Origin of the sequence: Novosphingobium sp. HR1a (assembly GCF_015594425.1) — a bacterium.
Taxonomy (GTDB): domain Bacteria; phylum Pseudomonadota; class Alphaproteobacteria; order Sphingomonadales; family Sphingomonadaceae; genus Novosphingobium; species Novosphingobium resinovorum_A.
Map to the genome: position 1 here is coordinate 1 of NZ_JABXWS010000001.1, position 17,149 is coordinate 17,149.

16 protein-coding genes and 1 tRNA gene are annotated in these 17,149 nt (G+C 67.7%); 13 read left to right on the forward strand and 4 right to left on the reverse strand.

What is annotated here, in order from left to right; all coding sequences use genetic code 11:
* Window positions 1–636: 636 nt before the first annotated feature.
* Window positions 637–710, reverse strand: a tRNA-Gln gene (locus tag HWN72_RS00005).
* A gap of 155 nt (window positions 711–865) precedes the next feature.
* On the opposite strand from HWN72_RS00005, the gene HWN72_RS00010 reads away from it, so the two are divergent.
* Window positions 866–2,230, forward strand: a complete 1,365-nt coding sequence (locus HWN72_RS00010) for a Ppx/GppA phosphatase family protein (protein ID WP_036528496.1) — start codon at window positions 866–868, stop codon at window positions 2,228–2,230.
* Window positions 2,227–2,907 (forward strand): RlmE family RNA methyltransferase, encoded by a 681-nt coding sequence (locus tag HWN72_RS00015; RefSeq protein WP_008833541.1) that lies wholly within the window; start codon window positions 2,227–2,229, stop codon window positions 2,905–2,907. Before HWN72_RS00010 ends, HWN72_RS00015 begins: the two co-directional genes overlap by 4 nt.
* An 809-nt stretch (window positions 2,908–3,716) precedes the next feature.
* On the opposite strand, the gene HWN72_RS00020 is transcribed toward HWN72_RS00015, so the two are convergent.
* Window positions 3,717–4,328 carry a cytochrome c family protein gene (locus HWN72_RS00020; protein WP_008832976.1) on the reverse strand — a complete coding sequence of 204 codons (612 nt, stop codon included), beginning with the start codon at window positions 4,326–4,328 and terminating at the stop codon, window positions 3,717–3,719.
* A 135-nt stretch (window positions 4,329–4,463) separates the two neighbouring features.
* Between HWN72_RS00020 and HWN72_RS00025 the strand changes: the two genes are divergently transcribed.
* The 9 genes from HWN72_RS00025 (at window position 4,464) to HWN72_RS00065 (ending at window position 12,734) form a co-directional block, all read left to right on the forward strand.
* Complete coding sequence (locus HWN72_RS00025; protein WP_008832975.1) at window positions 4,464–5,363, forward strand: prephenate dehydratase; 900 nt, start codon at window positions 4,464–4,466, stop codon at window positions 5,361–5,363.
* Between the two features lie 159 nt (window positions 5,364–5,522).
* Window positions 5,523–6,224: a hypothetical protein gene (locus HWN72_RS00030; protein WP_008832974.1), complete on the forward strand. Its 702-nt coding sequence runs from the start codon at window positions 5,523–5,525 to the stop codon at window positions 6,222–6,224.
* On the forward strand, window positions 6,221–7,540 hold the full coding sequence (locus HWN72_RS00035; protein WP_211149442.1) for a DUF4350 domain-containing protein: 1,320 nt from the start codon (window positions 6,221–6,223) through the stop codon (window positions 7,538–7,540). The genes HWN72_RS00030 and HWN72_RS00035 overlap by 4 nt, the downstream gene beginning before the upstream one ends.
* Window positions 7,537–8,508, forward strand: coding sequence for a MoxR family ATPase (locus HWN72_RS00040; protein ID WP_008832972.1), 972 nt, complete (start codon window positions 7,537–7,539; stop codon window positions 8,506–8,508). Before HWN72_RS00035 ends, HWN72_RS00040 begins: the two co-directional genes overlap by 4 nt.
* A gap of 4 nt (window positions 8,509–8,512) precedes the next feature.
* Complete coding sequence (locus HWN72_RS00045) at window positions 8,513–9,841, forward strand: DUF58 domain-containing protein (protein WP_211149443.1); 1,329 nt, start codon at window positions 8,513–8,515, stop codon at window positions 9,839–9,841.
* On the forward strand, window positions 9,838–10,857 hold the full coding sequence (locus HWN72_RS00050; protein WP_069708760.1) for a stage II sporulation protein M: 1,020 nt from the start codon (window positions 9,838–9,840) through the stop codon (window positions 10,855–10,857). Before HWN72_RS00045 ends, HWN72_RS00050 begins: the two co-directional genes overlap by 4 nt.
* A complete protein-coding gene (locus HWN72_RS00055) occupies window positions 10,854–11,756 on the forward strand; it encodes an RDD family protein (RefSeq protein WP_211149444.1) in 903 nt (300 codons plus the stop codon). Before HWN72_RS00050 ends, HWN72_RS00055 begins: the two co-directional genes overlap by 4 nt.
* Window positions 11,757–11,760: 4 nt before the next feature.
* Window positions 11,761–12,222 (forward strand): GNAT family N-acetyltransferase, encoded by a 462-nt coding sequence (locus HWN72_RS00060; RefSeq protein WP_211149445.1) that lies wholly within the window; start codon window positions 11,761–11,763, stop codon window positions 12,220–12,222.
* The gene (locus HWN72_RS00065) at window positions 12,222–12,734 is read left to right on the forward strand and encodes a GNAT family N-acetyltransferase (RefSeq protein WP_069708762.1); all 513 of its coding nucleotides are present in this window, start codon (window positions 12,222–12,224) and stop codon (window positions 12,732–12,734) included. Before HWN72_RS00060 ends, HWN72_RS00065 begins: the two co-directional genes overlap by 1 nt.
* 122 nt (window positions 12,735–12,856) lie before the next feature.
* On the opposite strand, the gene HWN72_RS00070 is transcribed toward HWN72_RS00065, so the two are convergent.
* Window positions 12,857–13,879, reverse strand: coding sequence for a zinc transporter ZntB (locus HWN72_RS00070; RefSeq protein WP_036528482.1), 1,023 nt, complete (start codon window positions 13,877–13,879; stop codon window positions 12,857–12,859).
* A gap of 88 nt (window positions 13,880–13,967) precedes the next feature.
* Here HWN72_RS00070 and ispG point away from each other — a divergent pair, with 88 nt between their 5' ends.
* Window positions 13,968–15,098 carry a flavodoxin-dependent (E)-4-hydroxy-3-methylbut-2-enyl-diphosphate synthase gene (gene ispG, locus HWN72_RS00075; protein ID WP_036528480.1) on the forward strand — a complete coding sequence of 377 codons (1,131 nt, stop codon included), beginning with the start codon at window positions 13,968–13,970 and terminating at the stop codon, window positions 15,096–15,098.
* A 150-nt stretch (window positions 15,099–15,248) separates the two neighbouring features.
* On the opposite strand, the gene HWN72_RS00080 is transcribed toward ispG, so the two are convergent.
* The gene (locus tag HWN72_RS00080; RefSeq protein WP_211149446.1) at window positions 15,249–16,121 is read right to left on the reverse strand and encodes a LysR substrate-binding domain-containing protein; all 873 of its coding nucleotides are present in this window, start codon (window positions 16,119–16,121) and stop codon (window positions 15,249–15,251) included.
* A gap of 162 nt (window positions 16,122–16,283) precedes the next feature.
* Between HWN72_RS00080 and HWN72_RS00085 the strand changes: the two genes are divergently transcribed.
* Window positions 16,284–17,141, forward strand: a complete 858-nt coding sequence (locus HWN72_RS00085) for a transketolase (RefSeq protein WP_008829411.1) — start codon at window positions 16,284–16,286, stop codon at window positions 17,139–17,141.
* Window positions 17,142–17,149 lie beyond the last annotated feature (8 nt).

Sequence of the window (17,149 nt, forward strand, 5' to 3'; positions counted from 1 at the left end):
GACATTACAACGACTTAGACGCTAAGAGCCAAGCTCCACGGAAGCCCGTGTCCGCACTAGGTCCGTTTTCCAACACAACATTTCTTGAGCAGCACAACGCCCGCACCGCTCGTTAAAGGCAGCGCAGCGGCGTGTGCCAGCGTCTCTAAGATGAGGAGCGGGCGTAACTTCCTGTTAGCCCCGCAAAGGCAGAAATCGCAGGCAGGGAGACCGCCTTCGGAGGACCTGCCCCGCCTCTGTGTCGCCATCGCCAGCTATCGCCTCAAGAGTACCCGCCGTCGCGGAGCAGGTTAGGGAGGCGACTAAGGCGGTGCTGTCCATGTCTGTCCGGAAATTTGTGCTCAGTACGTTTCGGCGCAGAGCATTCATCGTACGCATCCGGCGCATGATGACATACGCCAGGCATGGCCGAGACGATTGCCGGCATAAGCCGACTGTTGATCCAGGCGCGCCCATCATCGCTTGAGCGGGAGAACGAGCAGCCGTATCACCGCAAAGTCGCCACAGGCGCAGCCCTCGACGCCGCACAGTAGCTGGCAGATCCTGCAAAGCGGGTACGAGAGCCAGCAGCGACACTCGGCGCGGACGTCATTCGTCGCAGCGGGCCAAGTTCGTTTCATGGATGTATGGAGAGATTGGATGCCCCGCGAGGATTCGAACCTCGATAGACGGAATCAGAATCCGTAGTCTTACCATTAGACGACGGGGCATCGGGAGGCGTCCCACTAGCGGCGGTCGTGATTCGGGTCAAGCACCTTGATGCACTAAAAAACCGCTGCCCTTGCCGGTTGGCGCGCGGGGCGTTAGCATCGCTTTCAGGTGCCCGCCCGATCGGCGGGAAGACATTAGAACGAGTATCGAATTTATGGCGGACCACGATCCGCCGGTTGCCAAAGTCGAAGTGTCCGGAACAGCCAAGGTGACGGGTCGTCCGTCGCGGCGGCGCAAGGGTAGAAGGGGCAAGGCGAAGGCGTCTGCAAGTTCCCAGTCCAGCCCTCAGCCGTCCGGCACGAAAGCCAAGGGGAAGGCGCGCCCGAAAGGCAGCGCTACCAAACCCGAGGCAGCCAAGGCGCCGCGCGTAGAAAAGACAGCCGCACCGCCCGCACAGGCGCCGACGCAGCCGGTTCGTCCGGTTTCTTCGATGGCCGCCCCTTCGATGGCCGTCCCCGTGGGGCAGCCCGGGGGGCAGGGTTCGGGGCGCCAGGCCTATGCGGCGATCGATCTCGGCACGAACAACTGTCGCCTGCTCATCGCGCGGCCCTCGGGCGAGAATTTCACGGTGATCGACGCCTTCAGCCGCGTCGTGCGGCTGGGCGAGGGCATCGCGCAGTCCGGGCGCCTGTCCGACGCAGCGATGGAGCGCACGCTGGCCGCACTGCGGGTCTGCGCGGACAAGCTGATGCGCCGCAACGTCTATCTCGCACGCTCTGTCGCCACGGAGGCGTGCCGCCGCGCGACCAACGGGCCGGAATTCATCGAACGGGTGCGGGAGGAAACCGGCATCCATCTCGACATCATCTCCGCGCGTGAAGAAGCGCGCCTGGCGGTGCTGGGCTGCCACGTGCTGCTGGAGGACGGCTTCGGTCCGGCGATGATCTTCGATATCGGCGGCGGCTCGACCGAACTGGTGCTGATCGAGAGCACCGGCACCGTTCCGCGCATCCTCGACTGGCAGAGCGTGCCCTGGGGCGTCGTCTCGCTCACCGAAAGCTGCGGGCCGGAAGGCACGACGCAGGCGGAACGCCTCGAACGGTATCGCCACATGCACAGCCTGGTGGCGGAGAGCTTCTCCGCGTTCTCCAAGCGCGTCGGTCCGGCGCGCGAGAGCGCCAGCCAGGAGGGGCCGTTGCGCCTGCTCGGCACCAGTGGCACCGTCACCACGCTCGCCAGCCTGCATCTCGAACTGCCGCAATACGACCGGCGCATGGTCGACGGGCTGATCGTGCCCGCCGAATCGATGCGCGGGATCAGCACGCGCCTGTCCTCCATGGCGATCGAGGAGCGACGCGAGCTCAACTGCATCGGGCGTGAGCGGGCGGACCTCGTGGTCGCCGGCTGCGCTATCCTCGAAGCGATCCTCGACCTCTGGCCGGCCGCGCGGCTTGGGGTTGCCGACCGCGGCATCCGCGAAGGCATTTTGCGCAGCCTGATCGCCTCGCACTCGCCGGGTCCGGCATCTGGAATTAGAAACATGACCGACACCATCCGTAACGCAGTCCACGCCCGATGAGCCGCTCCGGCCGCGATCCCGGCGAGCGGCTCAAGACAGCCAAGAAGCGCTCGACCAGTTCGGCGCGCTGGCTGACGCGCCAGCTGAACGATCCTTACGTCAAGAAGGCCAAGGCCGACGGCTATCGCAGCCGCGCCGCTTATAAACTGCTGGAACTCGACGAGAAATTCGAGCTGTTCAAGGGCGTGGAGCGCGCCGTCGATCTCGGTATCGCACCGGGAGGGTGGAGCCAGGTGCTGCGCCTGAAGCGGCCCAAGGCGAAGATCGTCGGCATCGATCTCCTGCCCACCGACCCCATCGAGGGGGTCACCATCTTCGAGATGGATTTCATGGCGGACGCGGCCCCGGCGGCGCTCGACGCGGCGCTGGAGGGAGCGCCGGACCTCGTGTTGTCGGACATGGCGGCGAACACCGTGGGGCACAAGCAGACCGACCATCTGCGCACCATGGGCCTGGTTGAAACGGCGGCGGACTTCGCCATCCAGTACCTGGCACCCGGCGGGACGTTCCTGGCCAAGGTGCTGGCCGGGGGGACGGACACGCAGCTTCTGGCGCTGCTCAAGAAGCATTTCACCAGCGTCAAGCACGCCAAGCCGCCCGCAAGCCGCAAGGATTCGTCCGAGTGGTATGTCATCGCGAAGGGCTTCAAGGGGCGCGGTGAGGCGGTTGAGGATTGACATTTTTCGCCATATAGGTTATATGGCCCGACATCCGGAGCAATGCAGATCACATTGCTTCGGTGTATCGGGTCGGCGTCGTGGGCCGGGATGCGGTTTCAGCCGTGATCACGCACCTAACGCGTCCGTTCGAAGACCCGGACTGTCTCTGCGCTACCGGAAACGCCGTCCATACGTTCCTGCGACACACGGCAGGACATGGGACGGCCATCCCGGATAGCCTTCGGCCGATAACGATGCGAACCCTAACGACGGCCACATGGGACTTTCCGATGGAATACAGGTCGAGCCGGGCTGCACCGTGAGTTACCCGGCCGCTCGCCAGAGCTTCACGGAACACAAAACCCCGCGTCCCAGCTTGGACGCTCCCGACGCCGACCCGATGTTACCTTCGGATGCGTTGATTTCCCCGGCGTAATGGCCCGCACTCGCCAGCGGGCAAAAGTCGTATGTGCTGCACGCGCAACCCCGTCATCCTCGCGAAGGCGGGGACCCATCTGATGCCGGTTCAACAGGCACCGTCAGGAGATGGGTTCCCGCTTTCGCGAGGATGACGGTTTTCTGGTGGCGCAAAGGTTGGCGCTCTGCTCATCGGGCTTCGGCAAGCTCAGCCTGATCGGGCTTGGGAGCTTTGTGCCACCGCCGCTCACCCTGAGCTTGTCGAAGGGTCCCAGCCTTCGCTGGGATGACGGGGTTGTTTGCAAGGTCGCGCCGAACTTGTCTCGTAAAGACGAAAACGGCCCGCTAGCGACTCGGCGGCGCTAGCGGACCGTTTTCAACCGGCGATCCCTTGAAGGGGCCGGATCGGGTTATTGCGCCGCCGCTTCGGACGCTTCCGGTGCGGCTTCACCCGCCGCAGGCGCTGCCGCGGCGTCGGCCGCCGGAGCCGCGTCTGCGGCCGGCAGCGGCAGGTTCGAGCCCTGCGAATTCAGGTAGGCGATGACGTTGGCGCGGTCTTCCGGCTTGGACAGACCGGCGAAGGTCATCTTGGTGCCGGGCGCGAAGGCCTTGGGGCTCTTGAGCCAGTCGTTCAGGCTGTCGAACGACCAGTTGCCGCCCTTGCTCTTGAGCGCGTCGGAGAACGCGAAGCCGCCCACGCCCTGGCCGATCGCCTCGCCCACCACGCCGTGCAGGTTCGGGCCGATGCCGTTGGCGCCGCCCGCATTGATCGTGTGGCACGAGGTGCACTTGGCGAAAGTCGCCTCGCCCTTGGCCACGTCGGCGGCGGCGAGAAGCGTCGCGATCGGTGGATCGCCGCCGCCCGGGCCTTCCTCGGCCACGCCTTCGACGGCATAGCCCGCAGTCTCCGGCGCGTGATGCTTGTCAGCCTGAAAATACATCGAACTGGCGATCGTCAGTCCCAGGCCGACGATGCCCGAAAAAAGAGTCCAACCGGCGATAGTATTGAAACGATCGTCCATTCAGCATGCCCCGCGGTGATTATTCACTCATCCTGTTGGCTTCGGGCATTAATGTCCGCCTTGATCCAGCGCAAGTGCCGATACGGAATTCGGCCATTGCGCTTGTTCGCCACGCCGCCTAATCGCGCGCACGTCATGCATGCTTATCCCCAGCCCGCCATCGCCCTCGTCGCCGAGATGGAAGCCGCCGCCCAGGCACAGCCCGCGCGCGCCGTCGCGTTTCAGGGCGCGCCGGGCTGCAACGGCCACCGCGCCGCGCTCGAATACGATGCCGGTTGCCTGCCGCTGCCGTGCTTCTCGTTCGAGGATGCGCTGGACGCGGTGAAGGAGGGGCGGGCCGACCGCGCGATCATCCCGATCGAGAATTCGCAGCACGGCCGCGTCGCCGACATCCACTTCCTGCTGCCCGAAAGCGGCTTGTCGATCGTGGGCGAGCATTTCACCCCGATCAGCCACGCACTGATGGCGCTGCCCGGCGCGAAAGGCCCGTTTTCGGCGGCCTACAGCCACCCGCAGGCGCTCGGCCAGTCGCGCCATTACTTGCGCGAGCGGGGCATCGTGCCGATGGCCTATGCCGACACCGCGGGCGCTGCGGCACTGGTGCGCGAGCAGGGCGACCCCGACGCCTGCGCCATCGCACCCCGGCTGGCGGCCGAACTCTACGGGCTCGACATCGTCGAGGACCGGGTGGAGGACGCCTCGGACAACACCACCCGCTTCGTGGTGCTGGCGCGCGAGCCGCTCGACCCGTTCGACCTCAAGGGCACGCAGGCGATGACGACCTTCATCTTCGAGGTGAAGAACATCGCGGCGGCGCTCTACAAGGCGCTGGGCGGTTTCGCGACCAACGGCGTCAACATGACCAAGCTGGAGAGCTACCAGATCGGCGCCAGCTTCGCGGCGACGACTTTCTACGCCGATATCGAAGGCGCCCCCGGCGAGGCGCGCATTGATTCGGCGCTGCAGGAGCTGGCGTTCCACTGCAAGTACGTGCGCCCGCTGGGGACCTACGAGCAGGCGCGCAAGCGGGGCTGACCCCTCCACCACCCGCTACGCGGGCGGTCCCCCTCCCCATTCCTGCGGAACGGGGAGGATTTGCCTGATCCTCCCTGTCGCGCAGCAATGGGGAGGTGGCAGTCGCGCAGCGACTGACGGAGGGGGCCTTTTCCCGACACGACGAACCCTTTCAACCGCTTGCGCCGCACTTCCCGCCATGCAATCGTGCCGGGCGTGACGATTGGCGGGGGCACTGAAGCGGGTTCGGCCGCAGACGCGGCGCGGGACTGGAAGGCCGTGCGCGACGCGGCGGACATCCAATTCACGCCGCTCCCGGACCCCAAGCCCGTTCCCCCCACCGACATTCCCGAATGGCTGAAAGCGCTCGGCCGGTTGCTGGAGGCGATCTTCACGCCGGTCGGCAAGCTGCTCGGCATGTCGTGGCCGGTGTTCCAGTGGATTCTCATCGCCGGAGCGGCGGCGCTGGCGCTGTTCATCCTCTGGCGCCTGCTGATCGAGCCTAGCCTCGACGCCTGGCGCAGCCGCCGTCCGAAGCTGGAGGAGGTCCACTGGACTCCGACGCAGGCCGAGGCGGTGGCGCTTTTGGAAGACGCCGACAACCTCGCCGCGCAGGGTCGCTATGGAGAGGCCGCGCATCTGCTGCTCCGGCGCAGCGTGCGCCAGATTTCCGACGCGCGGCCCGACTGGCTCCATCCCGCCAGCACCGCGCGCGAGATCGCCGTGCTGCCGATGCTGCCCGAGAGCGGCCGCAGCGCCTTCGCCGTGATCGCCGGGCGGGTCGAGCGTGCCCTGTTCGCGCTGCGGGATCTCGACGCGCAGGACTGGAGCGCCGCCCGCACCGCCTATGCGCAGTTCGCGCAAGTCGAGCTTCGGGCATGAACGTGAAGACGAAAGGCGTAGCAGTCGGCGCCAATCCGTTCTCGCTCTGGGCGGTGCTGGCGATGGTGGTGCTCGGCGCGCTGCTGTTCGTGGCGCTGCTGTGGATGATCGGCACCGGCATCGGCATGGGCACCGCCAACGACGGCAAGGCACATGCGGAGGGCAAGGGCCTCAACGGCTATGCGGCGATGGCCGACTACCTCGAACGGCGCGGCTTCGCGGTCGAGGCGACGCGCAATCCTGCGGCACTCAAAAGGCCGGGACTTCTGGTGCTTACCCCGCCCGCGATCATCAAGGGCAAGGAGATCGACAAGATCGTCAGCGCCCGGCGCTCGATCGGGCCGACGCTGGTGATCGCGCCCAAGTGGCAGCCGATGCCGCCGATCCGCGAGCAGCGCGACAAGGCGAAGAAAGGCTGGGTGCGCCTCGGCGGCGAAAGCACGCTGGACTGGCCGGGCTTCCTCGACGAACTGACGCTGAGCGACGATACCTTGCCGAAAGCGCAGGCGGGCTGGCGGGCCGACGGGATTTCCGGGACGCTGCCGACCGGCACCGTGCAGGCGGGCAAGGGCGAGGGGCTGGTGCCGCTTGTCGTCAGCCGCGACGGCAAGCTGGTGCTGGCGGGCTTCATGGACGACGGTGGTCGCTACGACGGCCTCGACGCGATGGCGCAGGACGGCCAGCACTATATCGAGGGCGAGGACTACGAAGAGGGCCGCTACCCGGTAGTCATGGTCTTCGAGCCGGACCTCCTCGACAACTACGGGATGGCCCGGATCGAGAGCGCGCAGTTGGCCGAGGCTCTGGTGCGCGCCACCGGAGTAGCGCCGGGCGGTGCTGTCGTCTTCGACATGACCCTGCCCGGCTACGGCCATGCGCAGAACCTGCTGACGCTCGCCTTCACGCCGCCGTTCCTTGCCGCGACGCTGTGCCTGTTGCTGGCGGCGGTGGCGGTGGGCTGGCGCGCGTTCCTGCGCTTCGGGCCGCCGCTGGTGCCCGAGCGGGCCATCGCCTTCGGCAAGCGCGCGCTGGTGAGCAATGCCGCCGGGCTGGTGCGCCGTACGCGCCGTTTCCACCTGCTCGGCCCGCCTTACGCCGACCGCGCGCGGGAACGGCTGGTCGCGGCGCTGGCCCTGCCGCGCGGCGTGGATGCCGAGCACACCGACGCCGCCATCGACCGGGCGCTTGCCGCGCGCGGGGCTGATGGTGAGCCCTTCTCCGTGATCGCCGCCCGCCTCCATGCGGCCGGGCGTTCGCACGATCTCCTCAAGGCCGCGCGCGATCTCCACGCGCTCGAAAGGACGCTGACCCGATGACCGAGACTGCACCCGATATCGCACAAGTAGGCGCGCTCGCGCAGGCGATCCGCGCCGAAGTGGGCAAGGGCGTGATCGGGCAGGCCGAGACGATCGAGCATCTGCTGATCGCGCTGATGGCGCGCGGCCATGTACTGCTGGAAGGACCTCCGGGGACCGCCAAGACCTTCCTTGCGCAGTGCTTCGCGGCGACGCTGGGGCTGGACTTCGGGCGCATCCAGTTCACGCCGGACCTGATGCCGGGCGACATTCTCGGCTCCAACCTGTTCAACTTCCAGACCAGCCAGTTCACCCTGACGCACGGCCCGATCTTCTGCGACCTGCTGCTGGCGGACGAGATCAACCGCACCCCGCCCAAGACGCAGGCCGCGCTGCTCGAAGCGATGCAGGAGCGCCGCGTGACGCTGGACGGCACCGCGCATCCGCTGCCGCCGCACTTCACCGTGGTCGCCACGCAGAACCCCATCGAGAGCCAGGGCGTCTACCCGCTGCCCGAGGCGCAGCTCGATCGCTTCCTGTTCAAGGTGCTGGTCGATTATCCCAGCGCCGAGGAGGAGCGTCGCATCGTCGCGCGCTATGGCGAGAATCGCGGTGCGCCGACACCGGCGGAGGTGGGCATCGTCACGGTCACGACCCCTGCGCAGCTGGAAGCGGTGACGCGGGCAGTGGCCTCGGTGAAGCTGGCGGACAGTGTCACCGACTACATCGTGCGCCTCGTGCGTGCGACCCGCGAGTCTGCGGACCTGTCGAGCGGTGCCTCCCCCCGCGCCGCCGTGTTGCTGGCCGGTGCCGCTCGCGCCCGCGCCGCGCTCGACGGGCGCGACTACGTGGTGCCCGATGATGTGAAGGCACTGGCGACTTCGGTGCTGCGCCATCGCCTGCTGCTCAGCCCGGCGGCCGAGATCGAGGGCAAGCAGGTCGAGGCGCTGGTCGCCCAGCTGGTCGAGCAGACCGAAGCGCCGCGCTGATCCGGTGAAGTTTGCCTTCGCCCCGATAGTCCCGACGGCCCGCGCGGCGGTGACGCTGGCGGCGATCGCCCCGGTTGCGCTGGTGATCGCGGCGGCGAGCCCGGACTTGTGGGTGATCGCGCCGGTCGCGGGGCTCGCCGTGCTGGTGCTGGTGGTGATCGACGCGCTGCTTGGCGGCCGGGTCGCGGACCTTCGGGTTACGGTGCCCGGCGACGTCGAAGTCGGCGCCGAGGGCCGGATGGAGGCCGCAGTCGCGCTGCGCTCCGGCAGGCCCTCGCGCGCGGAACTGGCGCTGGAGTGCGACCCGCGCCTCGCACCCGGCGGGCGGCTGGTGTTTCCGCTCACCGCCGGTGACGACGGCTGGCGCGGCTCCGGCACCTTCACGCCCTCGCGTCGCGGCACGGGCAAGGTCACCCGCGCATGGCTGCGCTGGACCGGGCCGCTGGGCCTCGGCGCGCGGCAGTTGGCGGGGACTCTGGACGAGACGGTGCGGGGCTGGCCCAACGTCGCCGCCGTGCGCTCCCCCACGCTGCAGACGTTCCTCAAGGATGCTCAGTACGGCCTGCTCGCCCGCCGCATCCGGGGCGAGGGCACGCAGTTCGAATCGCTCGCCGAGTACCAGCCCGGCATGGATCGCCGCCGGATCGACTGGAAATCGTCGGCCCGCCACGTGCACCTCTATGCCAAGGAATACGAGGTCGAGCGCAACAACCAGATCGTCTTCGCCTTCGACTGCGGGCAGGCGATGTGCGAGCCGATCGCCGGGATGCCCCGCCTCGATCGCGCGGTCTCGGCGGCGCTGGCGACGGCCTTCGTGGCGCTCAAGGGCGGCGACCGGGTCTCACTGTTCGGCTTCGCTTCGCGGCCCGAGGTGGCGACGCCCTTCGTCACCGCCAGCAGCGAGTTCCACCGCCTCCAGCGCGCGGCGGCGGGGCTGGAGTACCGCACGGAGGAGCCCAACTTCACCCTCGCCCTCGCTACGTTGGCGGGGAGGCTGCAGCGCCGCTCGCTGATCGTGATCTTCTCCGACTTCTCCGACCCCACCAGCGCTGAACTGATGATCGAGAGCATCGGACGGCTGGTGTCGCGCCATGTCGTCCTGTTCGTGACGATGGCGGACGAGGAACTGGAGACGCTGTCCACCGCCGAGCCCGACGACATGGAAGTGCTGTCGATGGCGGTTGCCGCCGATGGCCTGCTGCGCCAGCGCGCGCTCGTCACCCGGCGGCTGCGGCAGATCGGCGTCGATGTGATCGAAGCGCCGTGGCGGCAGGTCGGCACCCGGCTGATCGATGCCTACCTTGCCATCAAGCGTTCGGGAGCGATCGGATGAACGCGATATCGAATGCTGCCATCGAAAGCGCCGCGCTGCGTTCCGACCGCTTCCGGCTGGAGCGCGAGGCGGACTGGCAGCGGCTCGAGAACATCGTCGTGCGCATGGAGAAGGGCCGCCTGCGCGGCATCTCGGACGAGGACCTGCTGGCGCTGCCGGGCCTGTACCGCACGGTCGCCTCCAGCCTCTCCATCGCGCGCGAGACTTCGCTCGACGCGGCGACGCTGGGCTATCTGGAATCGCTGGTGCAGCGGGCGTGGTTCGTGGTCTACGGCCCGCGCTCGTCGTTGTGGGAGTGGCTGCGCGGGTTCCTCGGCGGCGGCTGGAGCCGGGCGGTGCGCGGCATCGGCTTCGAGATCGGGATCGCCCTGCTCGTCATGGTGGCGGGCGCGGTGGTCGGCTGGCTGCTCGTTTCGCACGATCCCGAATGGTACTTCGCCCTGATGGGCCGCGAGATGGCGGGCGAGCGCGTCCCCGGCGCCAGCGCCGATGCGCTGCGCGGCACGATCTTCGGCAATACCGAGAAGACGGGCATGAGCATTTTCGCTGCCCAGCTGTTCAGCAATAATGCGCAAGTCTCGATCCTCGCCTTTGCGCTCGGTTTTGCGCTCGGTATTCCGTCGCTGCTGCTGCTGGTCCACAATCTGGCCGGGCTGGGGGCGATGGGGTGGGTCTACTGGAAGGCGGGGCTGCTGCTCGACTTCGCGGGGTGGATCAGCATCCACGGCACGACCGAGCTGTTCGCGATCCTGCTCTCGGGCGCGGCGGGGCTGCATGTCGGGCGCGCGATCGCCTTTCCCGGCAATCGCCCGGTGCTGACCGCGACCGCCGAAGCCGGGCGCCGCGCGGCGGTGGTCATGGTGGGCGTAGTGCTGATGCTCGTCGTCGCCGCGCTGCTGGAGGGCTTCGCGCGCCAGCTGGTCGACCAGACGCCCGCGCGCCTCGCGGTCGGCGGATTCATGCTGCTGGCGTGGAGTGCCTACTTCTTCGCCTATCGCGGGAGGGCCGGGCGATGAAGCGCCGGATCAACCGTGCGCGCGTCGGCAAGCAGCGCGTGCTCGTGACGCCGGAGGGCATCGCGCTGCCGGTCACCGTGGCGGGGCGCGGCGCGCGCGTGGGGGCGCTGATCCTCGACCTTCTTATCATCGTCATGCTGATAATCGGCACCTCGATCGCGCTGATGCAGGTCGCTGGCGGCGCGGCGCAGATCGCGCAGGCGGTCGACGGCAAGGGGGCCGGGGCGCAGGTCTTGCAGTTCCTCATCGTCGTGTGGATCGTGGCGATGTTCCTGTTCCGCAACGCCTACTTCCTCTACTTCGAGCTGGGGCCAAGGGGCGCGACGCCGGGCAAGCGCATGACCGGCATCCGCATCGCCGCGCGCGACGGCGGCCGCCTCACCGCCGAGATGGTGATCGCCCGCAATCTCCTGCGCGATATCGAGATGTTTCTGCCGATCCCGCTCATCGCCATGGCGGGGCCAGACAACGGCATGGCCTGGCTGGCGGCGGCGGGGTGGCTGGCGATCTTCCTGCTCTTCCCGCTGTTCAACCGCGACGCCCTGCGCGCGGGCGACGTGATCGCGGGAAGCTGGGTGCTCGAACGCCCGAAGCAGAAGCTGGAGGCGGCGATGACGACCTCCGAAGCGTCGGTGGCCGAGCGCTTCCAGTTCCGCTTCGAGGATCACGAACTGGCGGTCTACGGCGAATTCGAGCTGCAGGCGCTGGAGCGCGTACTGCGTGAGGACCGGACCGACGCGGTCGAGACGGTCTACCAGACCATCGCCGAGAAGATCGGCCGCAACGACGGCTGGGGCGCCGAGCGGCGCTTCCTCTCGGACTACTACACCCAGTTGCGGGCGCGGCTGGAAGCGGGCATGCGGATGGGCCGCCGCAAGGCCGACAAGCACGCAGAGTAGACCGATGAACCTCACCATAAGGCCCGACGACCTCACCGGAGAGGCGGTGCTGGCGCTGCTCCAGTTCCACCTCGACGAGATGCATCGCTGGTCCCCGCCCGAGAGCGTCCACGCCATGCCCGCAGCGCGCCTGCGCCAGCCGGACGTCACGTTCTACTCCGCATGGGACGGCGATGTGCTGGCGGGCTGCGGCGCGATCAAGCACCTTTCCGAAAGCCACGGCGAACTCAAGTCGATGCGCGCTGCGCCCGAGTATCGCGGCCGGGGCGTGGGCAAGGCGCTGCTGCTGAGGCTGCTGGAAGAGGCGAGAGCGCGCGGCTACGCCCGTGTCAGCCTCGAGACCGGGCGGCCCGAGCCGTTCCACCCGGCCCACGGCCTCTACCGCGCGCACGGCTTCGTCGAGTGCGCGCCTTTCGGGGACTACGTCTCCGATGATTTTTCGATCTGCATGACCAAGGAACTGTAATGGAGCTTCGTACCGCCACCCCCGCCGATGCCGCCGCGCTGGCGCGTCTGGGCACCGACAGCTTCGTCGCCAAGTTCGGCCACCTCTACGTGCCGGACGACCTGGCGAACTTCCTTGCCGGTTCGCACAGCGAGGCCAAGGTGGCGAAGGAGATCGCCGACCCTGCGATGCGGGTGATGCTGGCGGAGCGGGACGGGCACCTGCTCGGCTATTGCAAGCTGGTGATGGCCTGCGGCTGGCCCGAACATGCGCGGTCAGGGAACGTGATCGAACTCAAGCAACTCTACACCGCGCCCGAGGCGACCGGGCAGGGCATCGGCGCGGCGCTGATGGACTGGGCGCTGACGGAAGCGGCGGCCTTCGGGGCGGGCGAGGTCCAGCTCTCGGTCTATTCCGACAACCCCGGGGCGCAGAAATTCTACGCGCGCTACGGGTTCGAGAAAGTCGCCGACATTCATTTCATGGTCGGCGAGCAGCGGGACGAGGAGTTCCTGTTCGCGAAGGTTCTTTAAGGCTCCTCCCTGTCGCGAAGCGATGGGGAGGGGGACCGCCCGCGTAGCGGGTGGTGGAGGGGGCGAACCCCTCCGTCAGCGCTTCGCGCTGCCACCTCCCCATTCCTGCGGAACAGGGAGGATCAGAACCACTTCAACCGCCTGAGCAGTGCGATCTCCACGCCCAGGATCGCCGCGCAGATGCCGACGATGATCCAGAAGCCGTGCGATCCCTGCTCCGCCAGCGGAATGTCGCCGACGTTGATCCCCAGCAAGCCGGTGATGAAAGTCAGCGGCAGGAACACCCCAGCCACCACCGCCAGCACATACTGCGTGCGCTGGCTGTTCGCGGCGGCGCGGGCGCGGATGTCGTCCTGCAGCACGACCGCCGATTCCTTGCTGATGTCGAGGTCGTCGAGATAGCGGCGCAGGCGGGCGATCGATTCGGCGATCTCGCGCCGGTCGTGGTCCTCGAACCAGCCGGGCGCGCCGTTGGCGATGGCGGTCAGCGCCTCGTGCTGCGGCGACATATGGCGCTTGAGGGCAAGGCTCTGGCGGCGGATCATGGCGATCTTGTCGAGGGTCTGGTCGGTATAAGTATCGGCCGTCTCGTCCTCGAGGTCGTCGATCATGGCGTTCATGTCGACGATGGCGTGGCTCATGCGGTCGATCAGGTGCTCGGTGAGCGCGGTGACGAGCGCGCCCGCGTCATGCGGCCCGCTGCCCGCGTCGAGATCGTCGGCGACGAGGCGGGGTGTCTGCAGCGGCGCGCGGCGCAGGGTGACGACGCGGCTGCCGTCGCTCCACAACTGCAGCGAAAGCATGTCCTCGGGCGCGGCGCCGGGGTTGAAGTTGATCCCGCGCAGCGTCGCCACCAGCGTCTGCCCCTCGCGAAAGGCGCGGGGGCGGTTGGCGTCGCTGGTGAGCAGTTCGGCCGTGGGCTCGGGGATGGCGCAGTGCGCCTCCAGCCACTCCTGCATGCCGGGATGGGTGCGCAGGAGATGGATCCACAGCACTTCGCCCTCTACGCCGGGCTTCCAGCGCTGTGCCTCTTTCCATCCGACCACGCGCGCACCGCCCCGGCCGTCGAGCACGCGCCCGAACAGCAGCGGAAGTTCGGAGGTCTCGTCGTCGGTGAGGGGTTTGTCGGAAGCATGCACAGTCATGGACGCGTGAATGCCCGAAATCGCGCGAAGTCGCCAGCACACCGGAATGCGTCTTCAATCCGCAAGGCAGAGCGCCTATAGAGGCTTCATGTCCTCCATCCGACCCTGGCGCGATATCGAGCGCCGCAAGAGCCGCCAGATCATGGTCGGCAGCGTCCCCGTCGGCGGCGATGCGCCGATCACGGTCCAGACCATGACCAACACCCTGACATCCGACGCGAAGGCGACGATCGAGCAGATCCGCCGCTGCGAGGATGCCGGGGCGGACCTTATCCGCGTCTCCTGCCCCGACGTCGAATCGACGGCGGCGTTCCGGGAGATCGTGCGCGGATCGCGCGTGCCGCTGATCGCGGACATCCATTTCCACTACAAGCGCGCTCTGGAAGCCGCCGACGCGGGCGCGGCGTGCCTGCGCATCAACCCCGGCAACATCGGCTCGTCCGACCGCGTCGCGGAAGTGGTGCGCGCCGCCAAGGCCAACGGCTGCGCGATCCGCATCGGCGTGAACGCGGGCAGCCTCGAGAAGCACCTACTCGAAAAGTACGGCGAGCCTTGCCCCGATGCCCTCGTCGAATCGGCGATGGACCACATCAAGCTGCTGCAGGACCACGACTTCCACGAGTACAAGGTGGCGGTGAAGGCCAGCGACGTGTTCCTCGCTGTCGCCGCCTATCAGGGGCTGGCGGACGCGGTGGACTGCCCGCTGCACCTCGGCATCACCGAGGCGGGCGGGCTGATCGGCGGCACCGTCAAGTCCTCGATCGGCATGGGCATGCTGCTGTGGTCGGGCATCGGCGACACCTTGCGCGTCTCGCTCTCGGCCGAGCCGGAAGAGGAAGTGCGCGTCGGCTTCGAGATGCTCAAGGCGCTCGGCCTGCGCACGCGCGGCGTTCGCGTGGTTTCGTGCCCCAGCTGCGCGCGGCAGGGCTTCGATGTGATCCGCACCGTGGAGGCGCTGGAAGAACGCCTGCAGCATATCAAGACGCCGCTCTCGCTCTCGGTGCTGGGCTGCGTCGTCAACGGCCCCGGCGAGGCGCGTGAGACCGACATCGGCCTCACCGGCGGCGGCAACGGCAAGCACATGGTCTATCTTTCGGGCGTGACCGACCACACCGTGCAGAGCGAATCCATGCTCGACCACATCGTCAGCCTGGTGGAAGCCAAGGCGGCGGAGATCGAGGCCGCCAACGCCGCGCAGGAAGCCGTCGCGGCGGAGTGAGGTGTTGGGGTGGGGCTGCGACCCTTCGACAAGCTCAGGGTGAGCGGGTATGGTGTAACAACCTCTCCGCACCCTTGGGTTGAGCAGAGGTAAGATGGACTTTTCAACCCCGCTCAGGCTGAGCTTGTCGAAGCCCCCACCGGCAGGATTTCAGGTCTCGGCCGAAGCCAGTTCCGCCAGCAGCCACGTCTCGAACGCCCGGATGATCGGGCGGTCCGCGTGGATCAGCGGATAGACCAGCGAATGCAGCGTCTCGCGAATCGTGCATCCCGGTAGCGGCGCGACCAGCCGCCCTTCCGCCAGTTCGCGCTGGGCGAGGCGGGTCGATTCGAGCGCTACGCCCAGCCCGTTGGCAGCAGTGGCGATCACCATGAAACTGCGGTCGAAGCGCATCGCGTAAGCCTTCGGCGCCGGGACGCCGGCAAGTTCCGCCCAGCGCGCCCAGGTCACGCGGTTGCGGTCGCCATTGATCAGCGGCAGCGCCATGACGTCCGCCGCGCAGGTGATCGAGGCGGCCATCTGCGGTGTGCAGAGCACCGTCACCTCCTCTTCGCCGAGCGGGATTGCCTTGACCGGGCCGGGCAGCGGCGGGCCGTTGACGATGTCGGCATCGACCTCGTCGGCGGCGAAGCGCGAATAGTCGGTGCTGGCGGTGATGCGGATGTCCATGCCGGGGTGGCTTTCGAGGAACGCGGGCAGGCGCGGGGTCAGCCACAAGGCCGCGAAGCTGGGCGCGGCGTGCAGGCGCAGGAACCGGGCGCGGCGGGCCGAGACTTCTTCCAGCCCGCGCCGGATCTCCACGAACCCGGCGGCGACGTGGCGGTACAGGGCCTCGCCGTCCGCGCTCAGTTTTATCTGCCGGAGGCTGCGGTCGAACAGGCGGGTGCCGAGGCTGTTCTCCAGCTTGGTCACCGCGTGGCTCACCGCGCTCGGCGTCAGGCCGAGTTCGTCGGCGGCCTGACGGAAGGAGCCCTGGCGGGCGGCGGCTTCGAAGACGCTGAGAGGCTGTAATGCAATCGGCATAGGTGAATCTCAGTCACCATATAGTGAGAAACGTCCATTTGTCATAGGTGCATGTGGAATTGATAAAGCGGCAACAGATCAGAAAAACTGACGCCGAGAGGATCGCACGAAGCGCCCACAGACTGGGGCCAAAGGCATCTCCTCGCGTCGTGAGGAGAATTGATGACCGTTTCCGCAACCAACATGCCGGTCGCCGAGCTTTCGCGCCGCGCCTACAACATCCGTCGCCATGCGCTGAAGATGGGTCAGGTCCAGGGCCAGGGCTATGTCGGGCAGGCGCTCGGCGTCGCCGACGTACTCGCCGTCTCGTACTTCCGCGCGCTGACCTACCGTCCCGGTGAGCCGGAGTGGGAAGGCCGCGACCGGTTCCTGCTTTCGATCGGCCACTACGCCATCGCGCTCTACGCGGCGCTGATCGAGGCGGGCGTGATCCCGCTGGAGGAACTGGAGACGTACGGTTCGGACGACAGCCGCCTGCCGATGTCGGGCATGGCGTCGTACACGCCGGGCATGGAAATCTCGGGCGGCTCGCTGGGGCAGGGTCTCGGCATCGCGGTGGGCATGGGGCTCGGCCTCAAGCGCAAGGGCACCGGGCAGTTCGTCTACAACCTGATGTCGGACGGTGAACTGGGCGAAGGTTCGACCTGGGAAGCCGCCGCATCGGCCGCGCACTGGAAGCTCGACAACCTCATCACGATCGTCGATTTCAACAACCAGCAGGCCGACGGTCCCTCCACGCAGGTACTGGGCATGGGCGACATCGCCGCCAAGTTCGCCGCCTTCGGCTGGCATGCGCAGTTCGTGAACGGCAACGACATGGAAGCGCTGGTCGAAGCCTTCGACAAAGCGCGCGAACTCGACGATCCGCGCCCCCGCGTGATCGTCGCCGACACCCTCATGGGTCGCGGCGTGCCGTTCCTGGAGGAGCGCGAGAAGACGCACTTCATCCGCGTCGATGAGGACGAGTGGGACAAGGCCATCGAAGTGCTCGACGCCGGCTACGCCGCCGCAGCCGCCTGATCCTCCCC

What these genes read in the sequence shown, in the direction of transcription:
- HWN72_RS00050 (WP_069708760.1), top strand. Translation starts at nt 9,838, where the DNA reads ATGAACGCGATATCGAATGCTGCCATCGAAAGCGCCGCGCTGCGTTCC.
- HWN72_RS00010 (WP_036528496.1), top strand. Translation starts at nt 866, where the DNA reads ATGGCGGACCACGATCCGCCGGTTGCCAAAGTCGAAGTGTCCGGAACA.
- HWN72_RS00015 (WP_008833541.1), top strand. Translation starts at nt 2,227, where the DNA reads ATGAGCCGCTCCGGCCGCGATCCCGGCGAGCGGCTCAAGACAGCCAAG.
- HWN72_RS00025 (WP_008832975.1), top strand. Translation starts at nt 4,464, where the DNA reads ATGCATGCTTATCCCCAGCCCGCCATCGCCCTCGTCGCCGAGATGGAA.
- HWN72_RS00070 (WP_036528482.1), bottom strand. Translation starts at nt 13,879, where the DNA reads ATGACTGTGCATGCTTCCGACAAACCCCTCACCGACGACGAGACCTCC.
- HWN72_RS00085 (WP_008829411.1), top strand. Translation starts at nt 16,284, where the DNA reads ATGACCGTTTCCGCAACCAACATGCCGGTCGCCGAGCTTTCGCGCCGC.
- ispG (WP_036528480.1), top strand. Translation starts at nt 13,968, where the DNA reads ATGTCCTCCATCCGACCCTGGCGCGATATCGAGCGCCGCAAGAGCCGC.
- HWN72_RS00055 (WP_211149444.1), top strand. Translation starts at nt 10,854, where the DNA reads ATGAAGCGCCGGATCAACCGTGCGCGCGTCGGCAAGCAGCGCGTGCTC.
- HWN72_RS00040 (WP_008832972.1), top strand. Translation starts at nt 7,537, where the DNA reads ATGACCGAGACTGCACCCGATATCGCACAAGTAGGCGCGCTCGCGCAG.
- HWN72_RS00060 (WP_211149445.1), top strand. Translation starts at nt 11,761, where the DNA reads ATGAACCTCACCATAAGGCCCGACGACCTCACCGGAGAGGCGGTGCTG.
- HWN72_RS00065 (WP_069708762.1), top strand. Translation starts at nt 12,222, where the DNA reads ATGGAGCTTCGTACCGCCACCCCCGCCGATGCCGCCGCGCTGGCGCGT.
- HWN72_RS00080 (WP_211149446.1), bottom strand. Translation starts at nt 16,121, where the DNA reads ATGCCGATTGCATTACAGCCTCTCAGCGTCTTCGAAGCCGCCGCCCGC.
- HWN72_RS00035 (WP_211149442.1), top strand. Translation starts at nt 6,221, where the DNA reads ATGAACGTGAAGACGAAAGGCGTAGCAGTCGGCGCCAATCCGTTCTCG.
- HWN72_RS00020 (WP_008832976.1), bottom strand. Translation starts at nt 4,328, where the DNA reads ATGGACGATCGTTTCAATACTATCGCCGGTTGGACTCTTTTTTCGGGC.